This is a genomic window from Streptomyces hilarionis (assembly GCF_024539675.1).
Taxonomy (GTDB): domain Bacteria; phylum Actinomycetota; class Actinomycetes; order Streptomycetales; family Streptomycetaceae; genus Streptomyces; species Streptomyces hilarionis.
This window is the reverse complement of the sequence record NZ_JAHHIT010000846.1, coordinates 1-246: the sequence shown is the minus strand read 5'-3', so window position 1 is coordinate 246 and position 246 is coordinate 1. Positions and strand designations below refer to the sequence as shown.

General features: G+C 52.8%; 1 protein-coding gene. It reads right to left on the bottom strand.

Annotated features, from left to right (window positions below; all coding sequences use genetic code 11):
- Positions 1-3: 3 nt before the first annotated feature.
- The coding region (locus tag KMS84_RS40535; RefSeq protein ID WP_256921656.1) for a zinc-binding metallopeptidase family protein at positions 4-246 on the bottom strand (243 nt) is incomplete at its 5' end.

Sequence of the window (246 nt, the reverse complement as noted above, 5' to 3'; positions counted from 1 at the left end):
AAACTACCAAGTCATCGGTTCGACGTACGTAGCCAGGTACTCTGTAAGCGTCAGCGAGCACGCTTGAATTGCCCCATCCAAAATAAGCTCGTAACCGTGGGTGTTTTCGGTGGGTATCGCTAAGCAACCCGCTTTTGCTGACGAGCCATTGCTCAAGACAGCGCTCGCATCTGAAGCGAAATCAACCAGCAGTGCGTATTGTGGGGTGTAACCACAGCGAGCTGCCGCAGCTGCTAAGGATTTCAC